Below are 23,763 nucleotides of genomic sequence, written 5' to 3' on the forward strand. Positions count from 1 at the left end.
TGGTTAAATATTGTTAAATTGCAGCAGACCCCTATTCCGGGTAAAACAGTTGAATTATATTTACGTTAATAAGGTTATGAAATCTTACAATTTGTGGAGTTAATTATGCAAATATCAATAATATGGGAAAAAGACAATTTATCATAGGAATAATATTTGCCTCATTGTTGGGTGGGGTTATTGCTTTGGGAGGTTATCAAATCTTTGCTGAAAAGGAAGCAATTCCTTACGAAAGCTTTGAAGAACGACAAAGTGTGGTATTGTCCAGGTTTGAGGATGGTAACGCGCCCAAGGTGGTAGTACCGGAGGGACTTAATTTTGTAAATGCGGCCAAAATTGTAACACCGGGGGTGGTGCATATAAAATCCGAATATGAAGGGAGTGAAGGATATGCTTCAAGAAATCCCATCTATGATTATTTTGGATTTGGAAATCCCAACGGAAGAAAATCAAGGGCCTCGGGCTCAGGGGTTATTATATCTGATGATGGTTACATCGTTACCAATAACCATGTCATCGAAAATGCCAGCGAGGTGCAGGTGACCCTTAATAGCAATCAAAAATACCAGGCCAAAGTGGTAGGTACCGACCCAACAACTGATTTGGCGTTGATTAAAATCAAAGGAAAAGATTTACCATTTGTCAAATTTGGAAACTCAGATGAACTGGAGATTGGAGAGTGGGTACTGGCCGTGGGTAATCCTTTTGACCTGACATCTACAGTTACCGCCGGTATTGTGAGTGCCAAAGGAAGAAATATCAACATTTTGAGAGATGAAAATCACCGACAGATAGAATCATTTATTCAAACCGACGCGGTGGTAAACCCAGGTAATAGTGGGGGTGCCCTGGTGGATTTGAATGGTCAATTGGTCGGAATCAATACAGCGATAGCTTCGCCGACAGGCTCTTATACCGGATATTCATTTGCCGTACCGGTTTCTTTGGTAAAAAAGGTAATGAATGACCTGCGGGAATTCGGGGAAGTGCAGCGGGCAATGCTCGGTGTAAGAATCGCCGATCTGGATGATCCAAGGGTCGGAGAGGATGTTGATGAATTGAAAGGCGTGTATATTATAGGAATAACACCTGGTAGTGGTGCAGAGGATGCAGGATTGGAAGCAGGGGATATTATTGTAAGGGTAAATGATGAAAGGGTAGGTTCTGTACCGGAGTTACAGGAAAAGGTTGCTCAAAACCGACCCGGTGCCAAGGTCGATATCACCTATAAACGTAACGGCAGGGAGAAAACCGTCACAGCGACGCTTAAAAATATCGAGGGTACCTTTGCAGTTGTCAGAAGAGCCGAGCCGGTAGAAATTGAAGGCGCCATATTTGAGGACGTTTCATCCAGGGATAAGGCAAGGCTGGATATCAACGGAGGCGTGCAGATAACGGATCTAAATGGTGGAAAATGGGAAGAGGCCGGTGTTAACAAAGGGTTTATTATTACCAACATTGATAAAGAAAGTGTAAACAACGTGAAAGGTCTGAAAGAGGTTCTGAAAGGAAAGAATGATTATATAACCGTGCTGGGTGTTTATCCGGACGGAACTAAAGACTACTATTCGATTAAATGGTAAATAAATCTTGATGAAAAAACCCTGGTAACCAACACCGGGGTTTTTTTATGCCTGTTTTTTTTTAAAATAATTGTTCCTGAAACCCCTCTTATTAAACCGATACTTTTTATAGCTTTGTGAGAATTTAATAAACAACAACAGACAATGTCGGAAGATCAATTTGGAGTTAAACAGGCCCTTGCGGCCCTAGGGATCAGAGAGTTAAATCAAGGGGCTTCAACGGGCGGCAAGTGGCTGACTACCACCGGCGCTAAAATCGACGCTGTTTCGCCTGTCGATGGCAAACTAATAGCCAGCGTCAACTCCGCTGCTGAGACGGATTATCACAAAGTGATAGAACAGGCAAGTGGGGCATTCAAATACTGGAGGGCTGTACCTGCTCCCGGAAGGGGCGAAATTGTGAGGCAAATAGGCGAAGCGTTACGCAGACATAAGGAAGACCTGGGAAAATTGGTTTCGTATGAGATGGGCAAATCGTACCAGGAGGGACTGGGTGAGGTACAGGAAATGATAGACATCTGCGATTTTGCTGTGGGCTTATCCCGGCAGTTATACGGGCTTACGATGCATTCGGAACGCCCCTCCCATCGTATGTATGAACAATACCATCCTCTTGGTATCGTAGGCATTATTTCCGCATTCAATTTTCCTGTGGCAGTATGGTCGTGGAATGCCATGCTGGCATGGGTTTGTGGTGATGTCTGTGTTTGGAAACCCTCTGAAAAAACTCCGTTATCCGCCATCGCGTGCCAGCTTATTGTGGGAAAGGTATTCAGGCAAAACGACGTTCCCGAGGGTGTGTCGAATTTAATCATCGGTGACCATACCGTTGGTAAGTTATTGTCTCATGACCAGCGGGTTCCACTTGTGTCGGCTACGGGGTCCACCCGTATGGGAAAAGCAGTGGGGCAGGCCGTGGGCGCAAGATTGGGCAGGGCACTTTTAGAATTGGGCGGAAACAACGCCATAATCATCAGCAAAGATGCTGATCTCGACATGTCAATTCGCGGGGCTCTTTTCGGGGCCGTAGGCACAGCCGGGCAAAGATGCACCACTACCAGAAGATTGATCATCCACGAAAGTGTGTACGAGCAAGTAAAAGAAAAGCTTGCAAAAGCCTATGATCAGCTAAAAATCGGCAATCCGCTGGATGAAAATAACCATGTAGGGCCTTTGATAGACAGCCAGGCGGTCAGATCATACCTAGGCGCTATAGAAAAGATCAAACAGGAAGGTGGGAAAGCCGTGATACCCGGAGGAGTACTTGAAGGTGTCGATTACGGCTCAGGCTGTTACGTGAAGCCTGCTGTATATGAGGTGGAAAGTCACTTTGAGATCATACAACATGAAACCTTTGCCCCGATTTTGTATTTAATCCGGTTCTCAGAAATCGAAGAAGCAATTACCATACAAAATAATGTACCTCAAGGGTTATCTTCGGCAATTATGACTAACAACATATTGGAGTCAGAATTATTTCTCTCCAACGCCGGCTCCGATTGCGGAATTGCCAATGTAAATATAGGCACCTCGGGAGCAGAGATCGGAGGCGCCTTTGGCGGTGAAAAGGAAACCGGAGGCGGCAGAGAATCAGGGTCAGATGCATGGAAAGCATACATGAGAAGACAAACAAACACGATCAATTACGGAAAGGAACTACCTCTGGCACAAGGTATTAAATTCGACCTTTAACCAGAATAAATTGGCTATCTAATTAAAATAATCAATTTTTTTGAGGAAATTGTTTAAATCACTTATATTGCCTTATATTTTTTATTTACTACTGATAATTATATCTTTAATAGCGATTCAAAGCATATAGAATATGGCGGATAAAAACAGCGAAAAATACCACGCAGTCATGTTGATCGACGACAATGAGATCGATAATCTCATCAACCAAAAAATGATAGAGGCGTCGAATATCACAAACAATATTTTTACCCATACTGGCGCCAGAAGTGCCATAGAGTTTTTGAAAAACATTGAAAAGCTGGAAGGTATATCTGACAATGCGCTGCCGGACATTATATTCCTGGATATCGATATGCCGTTAATGGATGGATTCCAGTTTCTGGATGAATTTGAAAAGTTAAATGACAAAACGAGGGAAAAATGCAACATTGTCATGCTCACATCTTCTATCAACCCTCAGGACCTAAACAAGTCAAAAAAGTATAAGTCTGTTAAAAAATATATTAATAAGCCACTGACCCAGGAAAATCTTTTAAAACTGGATGTATAAGAATAAGTTGAGCATGTTAGCTCAACTTATTGATAAATTTCTCATCTAACTTCACATACAGGGTAGGTGCAAAGTAATTCACGGTACAGTTTTTCATCTTTTCTACAAGTGTCCTGATTTTATCCGATTTATTCTTCTTTACATCATTGATAGAGGTTTTCAGAATTTTAGTGAAGATCAGGATATGCTCGCAGTTGTCTTTACCCAGCAACCTGATTTGTCTCTGAATACTGTTTATTAATTGATTGAAAAGATCATAATCATTCATTAAACAATATTGCAGGGCCAAAATTACCTTTACCTCAAGTTGTGCATATGGAAAATTTTTTAAGCTTATTTCATTTAACAAATTGTTGATCCACCTGGCTGCCTCATCAGGTTTGTCCGAATAGTAGCACGACAATGCCCGGTAAGTGACATAGGTGACATACTTTGGAATGTCATTTTTATCACATTCAAAGTCGTGGAATAACAAATCATTTTCTTCATACATTTCCAGCTCGTTGCCCAACCGGTTATGCCGTTTGATTTTGGTCAGTAAAAACTGGGGCGGATAGGAAAACAAGCTGTAATTGGACATCAGGTTGCCAGCAGCTTCATTTACCTCTTCAAAAAAGTTTTCAGCTTTTCGATATACTTTGTAATGGTTATAATATTCGAGCTTCAGGAATTCGTAAACCAGCTTAAGGTGATAATAAATGGAGTCAAGATGATATGAGTTAAAGATCTTTTCAATGTTATCGAGAATATCTTCAATGGGTTCGAGGTCATCGTCTATAGATTCGTCTACTTCCACAAACATGCGGTGAAAAATATTCATACAACTTTGGTATACATACAACCGGTGTGAATCATAGAGCCCGCAAACGTTTGACATTTCTTTATTTAACAAAGTCAACTCGAGCTTATCGTTTTCGGAACCGGAAAGTGTATAGTGACCGTATTTCTTGAAATATTCGGCCAGCAGATCTTCCGCCTTATCCACAGCCAACATATAGGCAACATGCTGGTTATACAGTTGGGAATAGTTGAAGTGATCGGGAGAGTTTATGTGTAGTTTTTTTAATGACTTATAAACTACCGTTAGCTCATTGGACAGATCATAATCCAGCAATTCCTTTTCCAGCTTTTTTAATGTAGCTATGGCAATGGCTTTTTTCTTGGTAAATAAAATTTCATTGATGTTTGCAACTTTTTTAAGGATGTCCGTGCGTGGATTTTCCATTTGCTGCAACAAATACTCTTCAATTTTTTGGTTAAGTCTGGACCGAAGCGTATAGTAAGCATTGGTATTTACTTCCAACTCATCCATTACTTTATTGTCAGACATTTGCTTTTCACGCATGGACTTCAACAAATAAGCCGACTTTTCAGCATTACTCTCTATTAACTGGCTATGGATTGCCTCGTAATCTCCTTCCGAAAGTTGCTTTATAATATTTTTTAGTTTAGCCATATAAGCTCCTGAATTTTAATTAATTAGTGATTTCAAAATCTTGTTAAATCTAAGAAAAATATTACATCTAAAAAACTTGATTATTTGCAGAACATATTAAATTATTTTAATAAATATTACGTTTTCAGCCTATTTTTCTCAAAAAATCGCGTGCCAGAACTTATCAAAGTAGGTAGGGCGCGGATTGTTACATATCAAAATATACCTGATAACTTTTAGAATCGCAGTTTAATTATTTTAATTTTCTTACACTTTTTTTTGGAACGCATTCCACAATATTTCTACCGGATGCAAAGCCTGTTTCCCGGTGCCATCCATAATCTGATGACGGCAACTCGTGCCCGGCGCAGCAATCAAAACGTCTTCAGGCTGGTTTCTGACAGTGGGAAACAATACCAATTCGCCGATGTCCATTGATAACGCATAATGTTCCTTTTCATACCCAAATGAACCGGCCATACCGCAGCAACCCGATGGAATTAACTGAACCGTATAATTGGCAGGTAACGAGAGCATCTTTTTGGTACTGGTTAAGGATGACAACGCTTTTTGATGACAATGTCCATGAAGTTTTATCAGTTGCTTTTCCGTGGTAAACGCATCCCTGGTTATATGGCCCCGGTCAATTTCCCCGGCTATAAACTCATCTATCAAAAATGTATTGGCCGCCAGTGACCGGGCTGCCGCCATGTCCTCTTTATCGGCCAGATCGGGATATTCATCCCTGAGCGTCAGAATGGCCGAGGGTTCAATACCAATTAATGGTGTCGTCTCATCCACTTCTTTTTCCAGCAATCTGATATTCTCTTTAGCCAGTTCATGAGCTTTTTTAAGCATACCTTTGGAAATGTAGGTTCGGGCACTCTCCTCATGGTTTGGCAACTGTACTTTATAACCCAGACCCGTAAGCAACCTGATGGCTTTGATACCAATCTCTGTGTCATTTAAATTGGTAAACTCATCACAAAACAGATTAACCGTCCCCCGCCATTTCGTTGCAGGTGATAAACCAAAATTGTTTTTCCTGTTACGCAGATACCACTTACGTAACGTTGTTTTATGCAGTAATGGTAGTGATCTTTCCCGGGCAAAACCCATTACCGATTTGATCAGTAATGAAGAAAGCCGGTTTTTTGCAAAAAAATTGAAAAACTGCGGGAACATGGCGCCCATCGCATAGGCCCTGTTAAAACTCCCTATCATACGGGTACGAAATGGAATTCCATGGGACTGATAGTACTGAAAACTGGCTTCTGCCTTTAACTTGGCTATGTCAACATTGGATGGGCATTCTGATTTACAACCTTTGCATGATAAGCACAAATCCATAACCTCCCTGATCTCTTCACTGTCCAAGGGGTTGTCTTTCTGCATATAGGTAATTGCCTCTCTAATGATATTGGCCCTTGCCCGGGTGGTATCTTTTTCATTACGGGTCACCATGTAACTCGGGCACATGGTGCCACCCGTCAGGGCTATTTTCCGGCAATCTCCCGATCCGTTGCATTGCTCAGCCGCCCTGAGAATACCCTGGTTGGCATCAAAGTTCAGCAATGTCTTCAATTCCGGATACTTGTGCTCCGGTTGATACCTCAATTGCTGATTCATCGATGGTGTGTCAACGATTTTTCCGGGATTAAAAATATTGTTCGGATCCCATGTTTTTTTCACCTTTTCAAGCAACGCATATGTTTCAGGGCCAACCATGTATTTGATAAATTCACCCCTTAACCTTCCATCTCCGTGCTCTCCGCTTAAAGATCCGTTATATTTTTTGACCAGCGTAGCTATTTCCCCGGCGATTGTTCGAAAGAGTCGATTTCCCTTTTCTGTTTTAAGGTTTATGATAGGCCTCAAATGTAATTCACCAGAGCCTGCATGCGCATAGTGTACACTGTAGAGATCATGTTTTTTGAGAATATCGTTAAAGTCCCTGATATAATCCGGCAAGTCCTCAACCGCCACCGCCGTGTCTTCAATAACCGGCACCGCCTTGGCATCGCCCGGAATATTGGCCAACAAACCCAGGCCTGCCTTTCTCAACGTCCACACCTTATTGATGTCATCACCGGTAACCAGAGGAAAATGATACCCTAATTGATGATCTTTTAAATCCTCAATCAGCGCCGCTGCTTTTTCATTGACCTCCGCCGCTTTATGCCCCGGCAGTTCCACCACCAATATGGCCTTGGGATCCCCTGAGACAAAAAACCGGTTTTGGCTTTGTTCAATATTCTTTTTGGTGCATTCTAAAATATAATGATCCATCAACTCGCAAGCTGACGGATTGTATTTCAGGGCAATAAGGTTAGCACGGAGAGAATCATCAATTGAATTGAAATGGGCACATAGTAACCCCTTATGCTTTGGTGGCAAAGTATTTACATGGAGTTTTATCTCAGTAATAAAAGCCAGCGTTCCCTCAGAGCCCGCTATTAGCTTGCAAAAGTTAAAAGGTTCATGCCCGATACCGAAAGGCTCAGCATTCAATAACAAATCAAGGGCATAACCCGTATTTCTGCGTGGAATAGCAGGTTTAGGGAAAGATTGACGTATCAGTCCCTGATTCTCAGGCTTTTCCAAGATTTGTTTCGCCCCCTGGTAAATTTGTTGTTCCAGGCTGCTAACCGTGCCAATACCCTGGCATTTTTCTTCAAATGCTTCGCGCGACAAAGATCTGAATTTCGTTGCTGAACCATCGCTCAATAATACTTCTACTTCCAGCAAATGGTCCCTCGTACTGCCATACACCACCGAATTGGAACCACAAGAGTTGTTGCCTACCATGCCTCCGATCATCGCCCTGTTGGCTGTCGATGTTTCAGGACCGAAAAACAATCCATGCGGCTTTAGAAAATGATTCAGTTCATCCCTGATCACACCAGGCTGAACACGTACCCATCCTTCGCTTTCATTTAACTCCAGTATTTTGTTAAAATGTTTGGAAACGTCCACCACAATACCCGCACCAACTACCTGTCCGGCCAACGAAGTACCCGCTGTTCTCGGTATAAGGGAAACATGATGCGTTAACGCTAGATCGATCAGTTTTTTTATATCTTCCTTTGATTTGGGTATAGCTACCGCCAGGGGCATCTCGCGGTAAGCGGACGCATCTGTGGCATAAAGGGTTCGCATTACTTGGTCGACGTGTAGGTCGCCATCAAAGCCCCCGGCCATGTCTTCGATCAGTTTGCTCAGCTCCTGCATATTTGCATTTTGATGACAGCCAAAATTAAAACATGATGTTTAGTTTATCTGCACAGTATTAAAAAATTTTGCCGGTTAGCTAAATTATTTGTGGCCACAGCAACAACTTAAATAAGGGCAAGCCTTGTCAACTGTTGCACAATCTATGCCTGTTCCTTGTCGGTGACAAGGATTCTATCGTGCTGAATTTTCAACTCCATTTAATCCCATAGTACAAGTGTCAGTGGTTATTGCACAACGCAAGAATGTGCCTGTATTTTTATTCTATAGCCGAAAACCTCTGTGTGCCTTGGTGGTTAACCATTTTTCACCACCAAGGCACCAAGCCACCAAGAGACACAAAGAATTTTGTCAAAAACGTTGCGTAACGGCTACGGATGCTCATGCCAGGTTAAGAATTAAGTTTATAGAGTGATTATACCGGTTCAGCCGTAACTTTTTACCCCCGGATAGACGTATAATGAAAATTAAACGTTACTATCCAAAAATTCCTAAAAAAGAAACGGCTCGGACAATTATGAGTAACACCAGACCCATTCATTGGATTGCTTTTGTTTTTGGTTTGACTTTTCTTGTACTTTTTACCTGGTGGACCACACCATTTAAGTCCTATGATTTCAACAAATCACCCGGAATTGTCAAAAAAGACAGTACTGCGCTTGTTATTCCGGTTAAATTAAAAAGTGTCATTAATAACTATGACTCCTGGGTAAAAGAGCATATCAAATCCAATCAATCACCGGGAGCCGCTGTGGCTATTGTCAAGGGAGGAAAGGTCATTCATTTGCAGGGCTATGGCCTGAAATCCACCACAGCGTCCGACTCCATTGACGAGCATACGGTTTTTCGAATTGCTTCGGTCTCAAAAGGGTTTGCCTCGGTTTTGGCGGGTGTGCTTGCCGAAGACAGCGTCATGCATTGGAATGATCCGGTTTCCACGTATTTGCCTGACTTCGCTCTCAAAGATACCCTAAATAGCAAGGAACTGACTATCAGGCATATATTAAGCCATACCACAGGGCTACCGAGACATGCCTATACGGACCTGATTGAATCCGGTTCCAGTTATCAGAATATGCTCAACAGCATTCAGCAATTACCCTTAATCGGTCCGGTAGGTAAATATTATTCCTACCAAAACGTCATTTACAGCCTTTTTAGCGATATAGCGGTTGCCGCTACCAACATTCCTTACGACCACCTGATGTATCAACAGCTTTTCAATCCCATTGGCATGAAAGATGCTTCGGTAAGCTATGAGTCCATGATCAAAAGCCGGAATTTTGCCTTACCCCACATCAGAACCTACGAAGGATGGCTGCCTACCGACCTCAGTAAGAGTTATTATAACGTCATTCCTGCCGCAGGAGTAAATGCCAGCATTTCAGACATGGCCAAATGGCTGATCACACTCATGGGCAATACACCCGAGGTCATTTCTTCCAACACCCTGGAAAAACTGTTTACCCCGGTGATAGAAACACCACGACGGCGGTACCTCCATCACTGGCCGGCATTGAAAAAAGCCTATTATGGACTAGGATGGCGAATCTTTAAGTACGGAGACCATGAGATAATTTATCACGGAGGTTATGTAAATGACTACCGGGCCGAAATTGGCTTTGACAACGATGAACAGGTCGGTATCGTCCTGCTCACCAATGCCGCATGCCATTTGGCTAACGAAGGTATAGCTACCTTTTTTAAGTCTTACTTTCAGCAATATTCCCAACCCGTACTCTAAGATAAGTGCAAACAAGTAAGTGCAATTGGCAATTGATAGTTGACAATGAACAATGGACAATTATTTTACAGTAGACACCTTTGGGCCGGCAATTATAAAATCATCTGATCCTCTCATCATTAAGGCCATCGGATAGGGTAAGCGTCGCGGTTGTGCTACTCCGGCGTTGAGAGGCACAAGCAAGACGTGGATGTTGCACAACTTGAGAATTTAACTGAATTTTCATTTTATTCGGCAAAACCTCTGTGTGTCTTGGTGTTCTTTTTGATACCGGTACTTTTCTTCCCTGGAAGGACTGGTCGAACCATCGGTCTGTGCAAACACCATTGGATGCATAAAAACTGCAAAAATCAATAAAATCCGTCGTGTACCCATGGTGTTTAAAATTTCCAGGATGGCCATGGTAAAACACACTACAAAATTCCTGCCTGTATAGCATCTGGTTCGGTCATGGCTGGTGGCAATGAAAGTGTTGAAGATTTAGTAGATAGATAGCTATGTCAGGATTTTAAGTAACCGGCTTTTGAAGACCCTAGAGAAGCTAAAAGAAGAAAACCTTGTTGTTTAGGAGAAAATGATTACGAAATCAGATTTCAAACAAGCTTTTTTATTATATTTAACTATATATTACAATTTTTTCAGAATATTATTATACTTACTAGCCCGACCATGAACTTCTTACAACGCTTTAAAACCAAGATCAAAAGATCCCTGAGTATGCTCAAACCAGCTATCGTCGAAGAGGTGCCGGCTGAGGTTGTCGGCTGTATGATGTGTAACGAGACCGGTTGTACACATGAGGAGATTCAAAAATGTCCAAACAGGCAGTACCATGAGAAAATGTACAGTTCTCTTCCGCAAAATCCCCCTACTCCACCCCCGGATAACAAAGCAGGTGAATGAGCTTTTTATTCCGGTAATCAATATCCTTCAGTTGGTTGGAGCGGCTGTTTCCGATAGCTATCCAGGTCCTTGATTCAGGTTCACTTAATAAAAGTCTATGATAGCAAATACCCCTTTTTTAATCGTTTTTTATATAGTGGTGTCTGGATAATTATTCCTCTTCATCTGATAAGTTTTACATTGGTTGTTCGGTTAGTCTTAAGGAAGGTGCTTCTTAACCATTACCGATAAAACCCAAACAACCTTTTTAAAAAAAATTACATCCAAATTATTGCAAAATAGGAATCGGAAAGCTAATATTGCAGTCCATTTTTGGGATATAAAATTCCCCCTTAGCTCAGTTGGTTAGAGCGGCTGACTGTTAATCAGTAGGTCCTTGGTTCGAGTCCAAGAGGGGGAGCTTGATAATCAGTCAGTTACGCGCGGTAACTGGCTTTTTTGTTTTAGTGCGGCGTGCTTTCGGCGTGTTATTCTCTATTTGCTGTATTTTGCATCAGACTCATGATATTCATTATATATCTTAGCTAATGCCTCTATTAGGTTGGGTATGTATTTGATCTCTATTTCCGGCCCGGGGTAGATATGCCCATCTTGTGATTTGCTTAATCTTACTGTTCCACCCTTTACAAATGTAGTACGGAGCTTGGTATCTGGATCATCCCATCCTAATGGTACTTCCAAATATGAGTTGTTAGATTGATCTGATTGGTATTCCATATTTTAGATATTAGTTATATTTTACTCGCCTTGGTTTTTAAAACCACCATCTGTAGGTTCGACCAATTCCAGTTCATCAAAGCTAAACCACTGTGGTTTGAAAGTAGTATTCGGAAGCAAATGTTCACATAAAGCCTGATCGTCTTTGACTTCCTGAACATTCATTGGAAAACCTCCGTTAATTAGTCGGTTCTTATGTCTGACACTGTCACCTTCTTTGATTGGTATTTTCATATTTCTATAATTGTTTTATTTAAAGATACCAAAAAATAAACAACCTAGTGCTGAGGTAACGGCACGTTATATTGAAGATAAATTTAACCAGTATTTTATTTGTAGAGTCTGTTATAAAAAAGAAACCCGGCACTAAGGCCGGGTCTTGAATTAATCTACTCACATTGGGCGCAGGAGTTTATTTTCAGGGTAAAAAATACCCTAACCAAATAAGCTAAGAACAAAAGCAATGATAAGAATACCACCCGCCAAAAATAACAGGTTCGCAAGGATGCGGGCAAAGTGTTCCGATACATTGTTTTTGACGGCATCCTTGTAGGTATCAAATTCCTCTACCCCATAGGCGTTTCTGCGATTAAATTTTTTCTCGCTTATCCGGTTATTGATTTTGTACGCAATAACCATCAAGACAATGCCGAATACCAGTAATAACACGATCATAGCAAATTGAATTAATCGAGAAAAAAAACTTCAACATTTCCCGCATATTGCCCGGTGATAATCAGATCATCTGCACCACGAAACACTTTAGCGTTAAAATCAACAAACAGGCTGTCGTTTTCCAACCGGACATCCACCGTGCCCGTATCAATGATATGGCCGATTTCTCCGTCATCCAGATTGGCATGAAATTGCACCCAATAGTATTCCTGATCTTCATTAACTCCGGCGATTTTTTCATACCTGCCTTCCGTAAAAAAGTCACCGTCTTTAACCGTAAGCCACATGAAAATTTCATTGTTATCATTGATAACGTCTCCTTCTTCTTTATCCCAGGTTCCGTCAGTTAGAAAAAGAAGCCGGGTTCTTTTGGTATTGTTTCCTCTAGGGCTTAAATCCGCAATATAGGCTTCTGTAAGATTAAATCTATTGCCATTAGCTTCAACATACCCGCTTATTAATTCGCCGGCTTCCTCATCATCACTACCGCATGAGGTAGCGAGTATGGCCAGCGCACTATGTATCAAGGTTTTAAATAAAATATCTCGTTTCATTTCGTTATTCTTAAAAAAGTTTGGACAAATAAATTGAGGTGTCCCCCGCAACAACAAGGGACATTTATAAATGAGGTTTCCTGCAGAAAGGCCGAATTCAAAAGTATAAAAAAAATAGTTATGGGACAAAAAACCGTAGTTATATATTTTCACTCTTCCTAGTTTCGACCATGACGGTTGAAGAAGCCTTCGGGGTTGTATTAAAAAAACTGCGTGAAGAACGCAGGCTTTCGCAAATGGAAATTGTGCGGCGTACGGGGCTGGATCGGACAACCGTACCCAAATACGAAAAGGGCGTACGATCCCCCAATCTTAAATCAATCCTTCTTATAGCGGACGCGCTGGACATCCCGGCCAGTGAGTTCATTGACAAGGTTGTCACCGTTTTGAAAAAAGGGTAGCCGGATTATTATTCTTTCCAGAACTTATAAGCCAGATCAAGAATGGTTCCCGGGGAAACATCCATAGCTTCGGCAATCAGGATAATGTTTTTGACCATAGGAACACGGCGGCCAGAGTCATAACGCTGGAAAACGGCTCTTTCAATGCCAGACCGTTTGACGACATCCGATTGTGATAGTCCTTTTTCCTTGCGTAACTGTTTGAGTGCTTTCCCAAAAGCCTGTTCTAGCGATTTCATTATGCGGTAAAACTAAAAATACCAACGCGCTAATCCTACAACCGGACGGCAGGCATCCGATTGGATGCTACCATTAAAATTCATAACTTTATGATGCCGGTCAATAGTGGCCTGTGGGCTTTTTAAATAAAAATATAATATGGATAATTTAATGGATAACTTAGAAGAAATGATAAACAATACCTATGGAAAGGATCATTTGCTCATGAAAATTGAAGAATGGATACAGTTTGTGGTGCTGGATATGGAGCCGGAAAATCATGCGGGCAAAGATTTGCACCTGGAGTTGCTTGATTTTTTATTCACCTTCAAAAAGGCACTGAAATCCGAATGAGCAAGGGGAGTTGCAGTGTGAGTAACAGGAAGGCCGGATTGTTCTAAAATCGGGAAACACTATTAAAAACGGAAAATCTGAAAAATACCCCTCATCGTAACGGATGAGGGGTATTTATTTTCAGGTCGTGTCACCGATTATTTTCTTGGTGATACTAAAAATATCGTTTTTGTCAACATCCTGACTATGGCCATTGTCATTAGCCGGAGGGGTCAGTAAAGGATCACTGCCAAGCAGGGGGAAGTGTTCATTCGGTAAGAACACAATCCGCCCATTCAACACATCTGCCCAGCAGTACAGATTGAAAGAAGTGGGTGTCCTTGCACCGCATTCCCACTTGCTGACCAGGCGATCGGCAACATTAAGCGCGTTATTAACGTCCTCTTGCCTTAATTTAAGCTTTATTCGTCGCCTGACCATTGGCCTGACCACATCATGCAGAAAGTCCTGTCGGACTTTGGGGGGATAATTGAATTTTTTATTCATAATAACTCTCCTTTCTTGTTTGAGTTTGAGACATCAGAAAGCAATATCCCCGAATGCTATACGCACAAAAAGGTCTGTTCGGTTATTGGATTACAACAAATACGACTGTGTTTATGGCCTATAATCAGTGCGTGTATTAATGGGCAGCAAAGAGGTATTCCCGAGTTCAATCTTAAAACTGAAAGAGGAAAAACTATGGTAAACACGATTGATAACAATTCCGTCATCCTTATCGACCCTGACGAAGAAATTAAGGTTGTGGCGCGGCTACTGCTTGATATGAATGCATTCGCATCTATCAAAACGGCGGAACTGGCAACAACGCTGGATAAAGCCACCCAATACCGCGAACGTAAAGAGGGACGTTTCCCCAAGCTCCATTGCTTAACCCATCATGGGCGGCGCAAAGCCTATAAAATAAAGGACTTGAAAAGCTGGCTTGATAATCCGTTAGAATACAAGCCTGAATAATTACTTAGTCTGGCTCAATTAAAAAAACTGCCCTGCTTGTTGATGAGCGGGCAGTTTTTTTATTTATCGTTTCAGTTTTTGGTAATATCGGTTTTTCTCATGATGCCTTGTAGGTGCTCCAGACTTGCACCTTGCCCGTATTTGGGGCGGTGGAATTTATGCCCCATCAGTTGGCATTGAATGCGGTCTGGCAATTCAAGGGCATTCAAACGGTCTTGGAAGCTGTGCCTAAGAGAATACAGGCTGTGTTTCTCCGTTGGCCGTAAATTGTTTCTGGTTAGAAACTGATTGATCGCGGACGTGGCCTTATCCGATTTGCCCCGGTAATGATCAAATCCGCTTGGATAGGTCTTAAATGCTTTTGAGGCACAGCCAACCAGCGGAATTTTACGCTCACTCTCTTTGGTTTTAAGCGAATAACCCTTTCTTGGCCGGATATGGATATGGGGGACAGGCGTATCCAGATAGATGTCATCCCCTGCCAGGTTGACCAACTCAATCGGCCTTGCCCCTGTATTGGCGCAGGCATAAAGGATATGTCGCGCTTCCTTATCCAAATCTTTGAGGGTTTCAGGGTTCAGGATTTTCTTTTTGATAAACGCCGTTGTATAGGCATGTCTTGTGCCCTGTTTGTCCTCCTTGATATGGATTTTCTTGAATATCGCCTCAATATTAAGGTCAAGCTGCTCATGGGTGCTAACGGTTTCAAGAATGCCTTTAAGGTGGGTAAAATCCTTATTAACCGTATCAGCCTTAATATTGTCATCTTTCATACGTTCCAGCCACCAGTCCCGAAACCGGATAAGGTCAAGATTGGTTATCTCGGTCATGTTTTTGTCGCCAACCTGATTGATAAAGTTCCTGACCGCCTTGATACGTGGGTTTTTCCATTTGCGTTGCTGATCCTTGTTTTTATTCAGCAGAACAGGTTTTGAATAGTCCCAAAACTTTTCCAAAGCTTCGGACAAAAAAATATCCGGCCTTTCCTCTGTCCCTAACACTACCTTGACACAATCAGGTTCATTAAGACCGTCCCTGACTGCAAAAACACGCTCCAATAAATCTTGCCAAGGTATATCAACCAGTTTACTGGATGGCACATAGGTAAAGCCGAGTTGTCTGGCTGTGGTCACCAGCGCCTTGAATTTGTCTTTTGTGTGCGTTTGTTTAAGCCTGATTAGTGTTTTCCAATAGCTCTCAATCTCATCATTAATGACGGTGAGTTTTTTCATAGCTGTTGTTTCACATTTGGTATTGAGGGCAATACGCACACGCTGCCGGGTATCAAAGGCTTTCAGGTAGTCAGGCACACGGCGGTTATAGACATACCAGCCGTTGCGAAGGGTAAGATATTTCATGGTGCACTCCACGGTTCATATAATGGTTCACATATCGAACGGTGTGTCCCTTCATGAAAACCAATGACACCATAAAACAAATTATTTCAATGAGTTACGCACCATAATGAGTGCAAAACTGGCGGAGAGGATGGGATTGATTATTCAAACCATTACTCTACCAAACCATTGAAATAAAACAAAATCCGTCATCTGTCTTGTTTTATAAGTCGCGGCGTGGTTCACATTGCAGTACACATCGTAACGATGATTAATTATGGATCATTGGCCGCAATTTGTAAAGCAATACTTCTGTAGGAAAGTTCTTTTTTTCTACGTTCGATTTCATTGTGAATGCGTATGAAGGCTGGTAAATATTGATTACCATATTTTTCGACCACCTTCGCCATTATCTTGCGAGCTTCTTCGAGCATTTCTATATCAATGTCTTTAGTCTGTATTGGTCTTTTTTTATAAGGCAAAGCTCTTGAAATCAAGTCTTGTGGCTCTTTTGTGGTGAATTCATTCATATAACTCTCTAATACATTATATCCTCAGCACTTAAATACGCACCAGAAACGATCTGCCGTCAAAAAAACCTTGACACTACTAAGCCGGTGTTATAAGTAAAAATCATAAAGCGCGGGAATAGTCCCACACGGAAGGTCAGGAGACCTGTTATGACTGCTCAAAAATTAAATCACGCAAATCAAAATTACGTAAATATAAACATCGTATGGACAGCCGATTGGGGGTATCAACAGACAAGCGGCGCATTATGTGATGGTGAGTTGGTCTGCGACAAAGATATCAGCGTTGTTGATAATTTTGAAACCATAGATGAGGCTATTTCTGATCTAAAAACATTACATAACGAATGTCCTGGCGCATTTAGTTTCGACGTTTACATTATTGCAATTGATCAAGACGGTTATGCTCACACCGTTGCATCAAGAACATGGGACAGTTTAAGAAAAAAGCGTGGTGGTTTGGTTTATGCATAAATCGGCAAAACAAGCGTTAAGCTCTTTGGAGAAAGCCATTGAAAAACATGGCCTTTCCGAACCATTTGAATTTTTTATCACACAGTATGATGAGGAAGCCGCGGACGCTTTTGGTCAGGAAAGTGTCGAAGAAAAAGCACAGATCAACGCTGATATCATTGCTGGTTGTTGTGAACGGGGATTACCGAAACCCTTTGTTAAAGTTTTACGCTACAAAGAGTATAAAAAATGGCTTCGCTTTGAAAAACTGCGGGACTCCCGGAAAAACCGTGCACGTTTTATCTCTGAAGGGCCGTTAAAATACAGGCTTGGAATGTCTATACATGGTGGTGCCGTTAGTGGTAGTGGTCAAGGCGCTATTGGATGGGCTATTCTTAAGCTTTCGTCTGGTAAAAAAATTGATAGCTGGGAGGAGATTGTTGAATGATTTTACCGATCACCATAACAATAACGACACTGACACTTATCATCGTATTGCCATTTTCATCATTTATAAACCTTTGGTTTTATTACGGTCTAAATAAAAAAGACCAAACTATTATGTTTATAACAACAACTCTAGTTTTAGGTATACCTGTGGCCTACATAATGATAGATTCTGTGCTTCTAGCACTTAAGGTTACAGGTATTTCTATAAAATGATTTTTTTAGACAACAAAAAAATTATCATTATCACCGGCTTAATATTCATTGCCATCTTTTTTCCCATAATAGTGTATGGAGCTTGTAATATTGCAGGAAATTTAGGATTTGACTGCAAAGCAAAATTTGTCAATGAAACACCTTCAGGTCTGCCGATTGAGGTTAGGGTAAAATGACCCTGTTTAAATTATTTTTACAAAGCACCGGCCTCTCAACACGGGAGGCCGCTCGCTTTTTAAATGTCTCGCTGGACAGCGTAAAGGGCTGGTCATCCGGAAAAAATCCTTGTCCAGATGGCGTTCTTTATGAGATTTCAGAATTAATTGATGTACAAAACAGGTCTGCGGATGAGATAATAGAAGTTATTGAAAAAAATAGTAAGGTTGGTGAAATTGAAATTGGTTATTGTACAGACGACCATGAAGCACAGAGCTTGGGTTTACCAACAAAATCCGCACATGATGCGATAATTCGGCGCGTTATTGAATGTATTGATGAAGAAATTCTCGAAGATATTATTTTAAAACCGCGTGGATCGACAGTATCGACAGCACTGGCTATAGCTGCGCATAAAAAATAAGTAAATCCTCTGCATTGAAGGAAGACACAACTTAGTTTTTTCCCCTAACAAAGTCGCCCAAGGTCTGAAAATCGCTGTGTCGGTGGTTCAAATCCGCCCCGAGGCACCACCATTTTCAAGGGTTTGCCGGGATAAGACCCCTTTACAAATTCCCGTGGTTAGGGATTTGGTTAGGACTATATCACATCTGCGAAAAAATGTGAATCGGTATTATATAATGATATTCCCGTTAGTAATCAGATCATCAATAATCAGATCAACCGTATTATCCAGGGTCACCACATTCTCAAACGTATAGGTCGTTCCTGATCCGTCCCTATCAACAGCCACCGTTGTATCACCCCCGTTCTCACTTGTTGACACATAATCATTGATCTGGTCAACAAGGGGGTCATAGTCGGTCAGAAGGTCGGACAGGTCAAGTTTGTCCCCCTCTGCAACAGAAAAATCATTAACCGTATCTGTCCCGGACAACGCATCATAATCAAACACAAACGTATCCGCTCCTAAACCACCGTTAAGTATATCGGCCAATGCACCGCCATTGATAATGTCGTCACCGTCCTGACCGTTGATGGTATCAGTACCAGCACCGCCAAAGAGCCTGTCATCTCCCGCACCGGCGTTGATGGTATCATTGCCATCCTCGCCGGTGATAATATCAGCGATTGATGTCCCGGTGATCGTTTCTGCAGCTGCAGTTCCGTTAATATGAAGCTCAACCGCTTCAAACCGGCTGATAGTCAGGTTAAAGGCGGTAAAGGTATAATTTGCGCCACTGGACGAGCCAAGATTAAAGTTATTATCGATAAAGCCGGACAGGGCTAAAACGTCATCGATAATGGCCTGTGTTGCTCCGCCGATACCGACATGCACTTCCAGCGTGTCATAGCCTTGTTCACCGTAGAAATTATCAGTCGCCCCGGTATTGTCAGCAACATTGTAGATAAAGGTATCACTGCCCGTTCCCCCTTCAACACTGTCATTACCGCCGCCATCGCTTAGCGTGTCATCCCCCTGGTTTCCGGACAGAAAATCATTCCCGGCATCACCGAAAATGAAATCATTCCCAAAATCGCCTGAAAGCGTATCGGAGCCGTCCCCACCGTATAGGTGATCGATATAGCTGCTGCCCCAATTGGTATCATTGCTGCTGCCCCCATTAAAGGTAACGCCCAACCCGGAACTAACGGCCAGGGTGGTCAGATCAATGGTATTCACCCCATCAAGGTCAATCGTCTCAATTACAAAGCTGCCAACCGTGGCATACTGGTTTTTGACCACAATACCGTCATTGTTATAACGGATATGCAGGTCATCGCCATAGCGTTCAAAAACAAGACTGCTTGGTGAAAGGAACCATTCCGACATATCCAGTGTATCATTGCCCCCGGTATCGGTAATGGTATTGCTGTCGCCGAAAAATCCAAAATCATAGGTATCATCATTTTTACCGCCATGCATGAAATTGACATCCCGGCCAGCTTTCAGCGTATCGTTGCCATTCCCGCCATCAAGGGTTTTCAGGCCGTAATATTGGGCATTGAGAATATCAGCCCCATCACCGCCAAACAGGGCATCATTGCCCGCCCCGGAATCCAGGGTATCAACACCGTCATCCCCATACAGGGTATCATTGCCGTCCTGACCGTTGATCGTATCGTTGCCCAAGCCACCATAAACCAGATCATCCCCAATCCCGGCATTGACGGTATCATTACCAGCATAGGCATAGATCACGTCATCGGTATCGGCATTCTGCGCGATACCGGTGATAACATCATCCCCGGAGGTTCCATGCGTTTCAAATGACAGGGTTGTTAAATCAAGTGTTGTCTGGTCACCAAACTCAATGATATTGACCGGAGCCAGGGAGAATTGCCCCTCAATCTTGATTGAGTCCCCGTTAGAGGCTTCAATCAGCAAATCATTCTGGCCGCTACGAACCATCGTCAGGTCATTGGCGGTTATGGTGCTGTCGTTAAATTTGATGGTATCGGTATCAATCTGGCTGGCATTGCGGATCGTATCATCGCCCTGGATAATGAAGGTATCGCCGCCACTGTTTTGACCGTCCAGAATATCATTGCCAATCCCGCCGTCTAACAAGTCCTGGCCACTCCCACCCTGCAATGTATCATTGCCTTCTTCGCCGTAAAGCTCGTTGGTTCCGGCAAAGGCCGTTATAAAGTCATTACCCTGGCCGCCATAGACAATATCATTGCCCTGGTCAGCTTCCAGAGTGTCATCCCCGGAAAGCCCATGAATTATATCGTTGCCAGCCCCGCCACCGATATAGTCATCGGTCGCTGTCCCGGAAATAATATCATTTCCGCCAAGTCCCAGGAAATCAGACCGGCCGTAAGCCCCGACCATCACATCATCTCCGGCAGTTCCATCGCCGGTTGATCCCAGGACATAATGAACACCGCCGATCGTACCGCTTTCAGAATCCGTCAGGTTATCGAACCACATTTGCGTGCGGTCAAGGGTAATATCATTGATGGTTCTGAATTGGGCCAGGGTCAACGGAATACCACTGTTATCGACCGCCTGTTGGAGTTGGGTATTATAGGTTGACTGTGCGACTGACAGGTCATCGGCAATGTTGTCAACCGTGGCAATCATCTGCTGCCAATACTGGACTTTGGCATCGGCATCCGTGGGAACATTTAGCCCAAGCGCAGTTATGAAGGCGGCAAAATTGAGTGTGCCGCTATACGTGTCGGTGTTAAAGTCATAGGTCAGGTTTGGCGCATCATTGGCCAGTTGGCCTTGTACCATGAAGTTTTTGGTAAAGACCTGGTGAAAGCGTGACCAGGTTGCCCCAATAGCCCGGCTGACGGTAATATCAGAAATCGCCTGGGTATCATATCCCATGAGTTTAATAATGCCGGCCTCAATCCGGCCATCAATGTCATTTTGTACGCCCCCGGCAGGATCAGCATTATAAGTCCCCGTCCAACGGATCATAATGTCCGTGACTTTTTCCTGATACGCCTTGTAATCGGAAACTGAAGCATTCATCAAGTCCTGCACCATGTCCAGCAGGGTTTCATCCTGGCTCATAGCAATGTGAAGGTCTGGCACGTCGCCATATCCGCGAATGTTCGGTAATTCCAGGGCACGGACGCTTATATCATAATCTTCGGCATAATTGCTGTTGGTCTGGTTGAATTTAAACCACACGTCCCAAATATCCGTTGTGGTGCTGTTTTGCCATGTAACCTGACTGGTGTGCGAAATATGATGACCGCTATCAAAGAAATCAACACCAGTAGCGTTCAGGTCGATTGATACCAGGCCGGCGGTTGATAATGATGTTAATTCCCCGGCCTCACTTTGGCCGTTGGCGTTCAGATCACGCCATAACAGTAAATCGTTAAACTGGGTATCGCTGATATTGATAACACCATCGGTGTTTGAATCCAGGTCATTCAGGAAGGTAAAACCGTCCGTTGTCCCGTTGCCAAAGAGTTCGGAATTGTCATTGATGATCCCGTCGCCGTTCAGGTCGATGGCCAACAACGCATCGTCCGATAAAACCCACCCGGTATGTTCGGTAAAACCGTCCTCGTCAATGTCAAACATGACCTGGGTATTTTCCAGGGCAATCAGTTCAATCCCGTCCCCATCCATATCAATGACCAATGGGCTGGTATGCGGGTTAAAGCCATATTGTAATTCGGTATCGACAATGGGTTGTGCCAGGTCGTAAAAACCATCTGTTGGCTGTATGGCAAGCACCTGGGGCGGGTAGCTTGTGACAAAATTCGGCAGGGAGATCACCCCGTCATCCAGTTCAATATTATCAAACAGGGATGTTAAATTGCCCTGGCTGTCATAGGCGTTTTTAAGGACAAGCTCATTGCGGTTGCCGTTGCTGTCCTCAAAGACGATATTGAGATTATCGCCGACGCGATAAGTGTTAATGGTGTCGGTGCTGCTATACCCGTTGACATCAACGGAATTAGTTCCCTGGCTGTCATTAATGACCAGGCCGTCATCCAGGTTTTTATCCAGAACATAGGTATCATTGCCCGCGCCGCCGTCAACAACGGCCACATGATCACCAACGGTCAGGGTGTCATTACCATTCCCACCAAATATAGTTTCATGACCGATTAACTTATCAAGTGAAATCCTATCACCATTTCCTTGCCCACCACCGAGTATTGGTAACTGATCTTCAATCGCTATACCTGCGGATGATAAGACAGATGCTATAACGGAATTGCTATTAACATTATTTCCAATGAAATTTGTTGTTACATAAGGAATATCAGTATCTATTTTACCCTGGCCATTCACAACGCCTAATGATTGAGTAAATGATAGCATATCATTCCATACATCAAGCGCATTTTGACCACTTAGATCTAATTCTGTGTAGTTGCGATCGCTTGTTGTGTCCTGGACTACTACAGGATTTTGAGGATCGCTTGTATCAACATATTCAAGGTCATCTTCAGACTGATGAAGCATAAACCCGTTTTCAATTACAATGTCCCCAAATGCGAGTGGGTTATTGCTTTCCGGCCCACCTCTTATAACAAACTGATCAGAGACAGTACTTAAATCCCCGTCAGAGTCATATACTAAGTATGTATGGTCATAACCAGTATCAAATCCAAGTTTTTCAACATCCTTGGAAGCAATGTAAATTTTACTTGATGACATCGGTTCATCTCCTTTATGGCCAGGTGGTTACAGGTAATATTTGTGAGGTGAGGTAGAGAGAAGGAAGGTAAAGTATTGTCCAGGAAACAATCAGCATACACAAAGGCAAATATGAAACCTTATCAGGATATTTATTCTTTAGAATGATATCCGACACAAAACAGATGCCGAGATGGAAAGGAAATACAAAGAGCAAGGGTAATACATAAATCAGGAAAAAAAACTTTGCTCCTGGCGAATCAGTCAGATATCCAAAACCATAAATACCGGTGAATAAAACAAGCCAGATCAAGAGCCAATATAAAGCAAACCTGGTAGTTCTACACATTGTATCTTTCATTCTTTCCCTTTCATATGAAAAATCGAGTAAAATCACTCAACTTTGAGGTGATCTTTAAACGATCAAAAAAGAGATGTCAAAGATTATTTTCTTGCCATAAAAAACAGTTTTTCAATAATTTTTTTGCAAGGCATTTCCATTCTGGTCAGGCAAAGATAGCCG

The 23,763-nt window shown here is 42.6% G+C and carries 22 protein-coding genes and 1 tRNA gene; 12 read left to right on the top strand and 11 right to left on the bottom strand.

Features of this window, described 5'->3' with window-relative positions; genetic code table 11:
- The first annotated feature begins 122 nt into the window (after nt 1-122).
- The 3 genes from AC04NP_RS11510 to AC04NP_RS11520 all read left to right on the top strand — a co-directional run bounded on the left by AC04NP_RS11510 (nt 123) and on the right by AC04NP_RS11520 (nt 3,828).
- Nucleotides 123-1,583 carry a S1C family serine protease gene (locus AC04NP_RS11510; protein WP_482859891.1) on the top strand — a complete coding sequence of 487 codons (1,461 nt, stop codon included), beginning with the start codon at nt 123-125 and terminating at the stop codon, nt 1,581-1,583.
- A 144-nt stretch (nt 1,584-1,727) separates the two neighbouring features.
- The gene (gene amaB / locus AC04NP_RS11515) at nt 1,728-3,275 is read left to right on the top strand and encodes an L-piperidine-6-carboxylate dehydrogenase (protein WP_482859892.1); all 1,548 of its coding nucleotides are present in this window, start codon (nt 1,728-1,730) and stop codon (nt 3,273-3,275) included.
- 133 nt (nt 3,276-3,408) lie between these two features.
- Nucleotides 3,409-3,828: a response regulator gene (locus tag AC04NP_RS11520; protein ID WP_482859893.1), complete on the top strand. Its 420-nt coding sequence runs from the start codon at nt 3,409-3,411 to the stop codon at nt 3,826-3,828.
- Between the two features lie 16 nt (nt 3,829-3,844).
- Here the strand turns inward: AC04NP_RS11520 and AC04NP_RS11525 are convergent, their stop codons facing one another.
- Both AC04NP_RS11525 and AC04NP_RS11530 read right to left on the bottom strand, forming a co-directional pair.
- Complete coding sequence (locus tag AC04NP_RS11525) at nt 3,845-5,284, bottom strand: hypothetical protein (RefSeq protein WP_482859894.1); 1,440 nt, start codon at nt 5,282-5,284, stop codon at nt 3,845-3,847.
- A 246-nt stretch (nt 5,285-5,530) separates the two neighbouring features.
- Nucleotides 5,531-8,494: an FAD-binding and (Fe-S)-binding domain-containing protein gene (locus AC04NP_RS11530; RefSeq protein ID WP_482859895.1), complete on the bottom strand. Its 2,964-nt coding sequence runs from the start codon at nt 8,492-8,494 to the stop codon at nt 5,531-5,533.
- A gap of 517 nt (nt 8,495-9,011) precedes the next feature.
- Here AC04NP_RS11530 and AC04NP_RS11535 point away from each other — a divergent pair.
- From AC04NP_RS11535 to AC04NP_RS11545, 3 genes are all read left to right on the top strand, one after another.
- On the top strand, nt 9,012-10,238 hold the full coding sequence (locus AC04NP_RS11535; protein ID WP_482859896.1) for a serine hydrolase domain-containing protein: 1,227 nt from the start codon (nt 9,012-9,014) through the stop codon (nt 10,236-10,238).
- A gap of 669 nt (nt 10,239-10,907) precedes the next feature.
- Nucleotides 10,908-11,141 carry a hypothetical protein gene (locus tag AC04NP_RS11540; RefSeq protein WP_482859897.1) on the top strand — a complete coding sequence of 78 codons (234 nt, stop codon included), beginning with the start codon at nt 10,908-10,910 and terminating at the stop codon, nt 11,139-11,141.
- 326 nt (nt 11,142-11,467) lie between these two features.
- A tRNA-Asn gene (locus AC04NP_RS11545) sits at nt 11,468-11,541 on the top strand.
- 74 nt (nt 11,542-11,615) lie between these two features.
- On the opposite strand, the gene AC04NP_RS11550 is transcribed toward AC04NP_RS11545, so the two are convergent.
- The 4 genes from AC04NP_RS11550 to AC04NP_RS11565 form a co-directional block, all read right to left on the bottom strand.
- Entirely contained in the window at nt 11,616-11,858 is a 243-nt protein-coding gene (locus tag AC04NP_RS11550; RefSeq protein ID WP_482859898.1) for a hypothetical protein, read from the bottom strand.
- Nucleotides 11,859-11,879: 21 nt separating this feature from the next.
- Nucleotides 11,880-12,092, bottom strand: coding sequence for a hypothetical protein (locus tag AC04NP_RS11555; protein ID WP_482859899.1), 213 nt, complete (start codon nt 12,090-12,092; stop codon nt 11,880-11,882).
- A 201-nt stretch (nt 12,093-12,293) separates the two neighbouring features.
- Nucleotides 12,294-12,533: a hypothetical protein gene (locus AC04NP_RS11560; protein ID WP_482859900.1), complete on the bottom strand. Its 240-nt coding sequence runs from the start codon at nt 12,531-12,533 to the stop codon at nt 12,294-12,296.
- Nucleotides 12,534-12,544: 11 nt separating this feature from the next.
- Complete coding sequence (locus AC04NP_RS11565) at nt 12,545-13,087, bottom strand: hypothetical protein (protein WP_482859901.1); 543 nt, start codon at nt 13,085-13,087, stop codon at nt 12,545-12,547.
- A 170-nt stretch (nt 13,088-13,257) separates the two neighbouring features.
- On the opposite strand from AC04NP_RS11565, the gene AC04NP_RS11570 reads away from it, so the two are divergent.
- Nucleotides 13,258-13,488 carry a helix-turn-helix domain-containing protein gene (locus tag AC04NP_RS11570; protein ID WP_482859902.1) on the top strand — a complete coding sequence of 77 codons (231 nt, stop codon included), beginning with the start codon at nt 13,258-13,260 and terminating at the stop codon, nt 13,486-13,488.
- 8 nt (nt 13,489-13,496) lie between these two features.
- Here AC04NP_RS11570 and AC04NP_RS11575 read toward each other — a convergent pair whose 3' ends face one another.
- A complete protein-coding gene (locus AC04NP_RS11575) occupies nt 13,497-13,727 on the bottom strand; it encodes a helix-turn-helix domain-containing protein (RefSeq protein WP_482859903.1) in 231 nt (76 codons plus the stop codon).
- 139 nt (nt 13,728-13,866) lie between these two features.
- On the opposite strand from AC04NP_RS11575, the gene AC04NP_RS11580 reads away from it, so the two are divergent.
- Entirely contained in the window at nt 13,867-14,061 is a 195-nt protein-coding gene (locus AC04NP_RS11580) for a hypothetical protein (protein ID WP_482859904.1), read from the top strand.
- Nucleotides 14,062-14,181: 120 nt separating this feature from the next.
- Here AC04NP_RS11580 and AC04NP_RS11585 read toward each other — a convergent pair whose 3' ends face one another.
- The gene (locus tag AC04NP_RS11585; protein ID WP_482859905.1) at nt 14,182-14,547 is read right to left on the bottom strand and encodes a helix-turn-helix domain-containing protein; all 366 of its coding nucleotides are present in this window, start codon (nt 14,545-14,547) and stop codon (nt 14,182-14,184) included.
- Between the two features lie 15 nt (nt 14,548-14,562).
- Here AC04NP_RS11585 and AC04NP_RS11590 point away from each other — a divergent pair, with 15 nt between their 5' ends.
- Nucleotides 14,563-15,018: a hypothetical protein gene (locus tag AC04NP_RS11590; protein WP_482859906.1), complete on the top strand. Its 456-nt coding sequence runs from the start codon at nt 14,563-14,565 to the stop codon at nt 15,016-15,018.
- Nucleotides 15,019-15,089: 71 nt separating this feature from the next.
- On the opposite strand, the gene AC04NP_RS11595 is transcribed toward AC04NP_RS11590, so the two are convergent.
- On the bottom strand, nt 15,090-16,376 hold the full coding sequence (locus AC04NP_RS11595; RefSeq protein WP_482859907.1) for a DUF6538 domain-containing protein: 1,287 nt from the start codon (nt 16,374-16,376) through the stop codon (nt 15,090-15,092).
- A 254-nt stretch (nt 16,377-16,630) separates the two neighbouring features.
- Nucleotides 16,631-16,885, bottom strand: coding sequence for a hypothetical protein (locus AC04NP_RS11600; protein WP_482859908.1), 255 nt, complete (start codon nt 16,883-16,885; stop codon nt 16,631-16,633).
- 150 nt (nt 16,886-17,035) lie between these two features.
- Between AC04NP_RS11600 and AC04NP_RS11605 the strand changes: the two genes are divergently transcribed.
- From AC04NP_RS11605 to AC04NP_RS11615, 3 genes are all read left to right on the top strand, one after another.
- Entirely contained in the window at nt 17,036-17,359 is a 324-nt protein-coding gene (locus tag AC04NP_RS11605) for a hypothetical protein (protein ID WP_482859909.1), read from the top strand.
- A gap of 25 nt (nt 17,360-17,384) precedes the next feature.
- Complete coding sequence (locus AC04NP_RS11610; RefSeq protein WP_482859910.1) at nt 17,385-17,786, top strand: hypothetical protein; 402 nt, start codon at nt 17,385-17,387, stop codon at nt 17,784-17,786.
- Between the two features lie 387 nt (nt 17,787-18,173).
- Nucleotides 18,174-18,581 (top strand): helix-turn-helix domain-containing protein, encoded by a 408-nt coding sequence (locus tag AC04NP_RS11615; protein ID WP_482859911.1) that lies wholly within the window; start codon nt 18,174-18,176, stop codon nt 18,579-18,581.
- Between the two features lie 210 nt (nt 18,582-18,791).
- Here the strand turns inward: AC04NP_RS11615 and AC04NP_RS11620 are convergent, their stop codons facing one another.
- Nucleotides 18,792-23,261, bottom strand: a complete 4,470-nt coding sequence (locus tag AC04NP_RS11620) for a calcium-binding protein (protein ID WP_482859912.1) — start codon at nt 23,259-23,261, stop codon at nt 18,792-18,794.
- Between the last annotated feature and the right edge of the window lie 502 nt (nt 23,262-23,763).

Source organism: Agaribacillus sp. DX54 (assembly GCF_056858335.1).

What these genes read in the sequence shown, in the direction of transcription:
- AC04NP_RS11510 (WP_482859891.1), top strand. Translation starts at nt 123, where the DNA reads ATGGGAAAAAGACAATTTATCATAGGAATAATATTTGCCTCATTGTTG.
- amaB (WP_482859892.1), top strand. Translation starts at nt 1,728, where the DNA reads ATGTCGGAAGATCAATTTGGAGTTAAACAGGCCCTTGCGGCCCTAGGG.
- AC04NP_RS11520 (WP_482859893.1), top strand. Translation starts at nt 3,409, where the DNA reads ATGGCGGATAAAAACAGCGAAAAATACCACGCAGTCATGTTGATCGAC.
- AC04NP_RS11525 (WP_482859894.1), bottom strand. Translation starts at nt 5,284, where the DNA reads ATGGCTAAACTAAAAAATATTATAAAGCAACTTTCGGAAGGAGATTAC.
- AC04NP_RS11530 (WP_482859895.1), bottom strand. Translation starts at nt 8,494, where the DNA reads ATGCAGGAGCTGAGCAAACTGATCGAAGACATGGCCGGGGGCTTTGAT.
- AC04NP_RS11535 (WP_482859896.1), top strand. Translation starts at nt 9,012, where the DNA reads ATGAGTAACACCAGACCCATTCATTGGATTGCTTTTGTTTTTGGTTTG.
- AC04NP_RS11540 (WP_482859897.1), top strand. Translation starts at nt 10,908, where the DNA reads ATGAACTTCTTACAACGCTTTAAAACCAAGATCAAAAGATCCCTGAGT.
- AC04NP_RS11550 (WP_482859898.1), bottom strand. Translation starts at nt 11,858, where the DNA reads ATGGAATACCAATCAGATCAATCTAACAACTCATATTTGGAAGTACCA.
- AC04NP_RS11555 (WP_482859899.1), bottom strand. Translation starts at nt 12,092, where the DNA reads ATGAAAATACCAATCAAAGAAGGTGACAGTGTCAGACATAAGAACCGA.
- AC04NP_RS11560 (WP_482859900.1), bottom strand. Translation starts at nt 12,533, where the DNA reads ATGATCGTGTTATTACTGGTATTCGGCATTGTCTTGATGGTTATTGCG.
- AC04NP_RS11565 (WP_482859901.1), bottom strand. Translation starts at nt 13,087, where the DNA reads ATGAAACGAGATATTTTATTTAAAACCTTGATACATAGTGCGCTGGCC.
- AC04NP_RS11570 (WP_482859902.1), top strand. Translation starts at nt 13,258, where the DNA reads ATGACGGTTGAAGAAGCCTTCGGGGTTGTATTAAAAAAACTGCGTGAA.
- AC04NP_RS11575 (WP_482859903.1), bottom strand. Translation starts at nt 13,727, where the DNA reads ATGAAATCGCTAGAACAGGCTTTTGGGAAAGCACTCAAACAGTTACGC.
- AC04NP_RS11580 (WP_482859904.1), top strand. Translation starts at nt 13,867, where the DNA reads ATGGATAATTTAATGGATAACTTAGAAGAAATGATAAACAATACCTAT.
- AC04NP_RS11585 (WP_482859905.1), bottom strand. Translation starts at nt 14,547, where the DNA reads ATGAATAAAAAATTCAATTATCCCCCCAAAGTCCGACAGGACTTTCTG.
- AC04NP_RS11595 (WP_482859907.1), bottom strand. Translation starts at nt 16,376, where the DNA reads ATGAAATATCTTACCCTTCGCAACGGCTGGTATGTCTATAACCGCCGT.
- AC04NP_RS11600 (WP_482859908.1), bottom strand. Translation starts at nt 16,885, where the DNA reads ATGAATGAATTCACCACAAAAGAGCCACAAGACTTGATTTCAAGAGCT.
- AC04NP_RS11605 (WP_482859909.1), top strand. Translation starts at nt 17,036, where the DNA reads ATGACTGCTCAAAAATTAAATCACGCAAATCAAAATTACGTAAATATA.
- AC04NP_RS11615 (WP_482859911.1), top strand. Translation starts at nt 18,174, where the DNA reads ATGACCCTGTTTAAATTATTTTTACAAAGCACCGGCCTCTCAACACGG.
- AC04NP_RS11620 (WP_482859912.1), bottom strand. Translation starts at nt 23,261, where the DNA reads ATGTCATCAAGTAAAATTTACATTGCTTCCAAGGATGTTGAAAAACTT.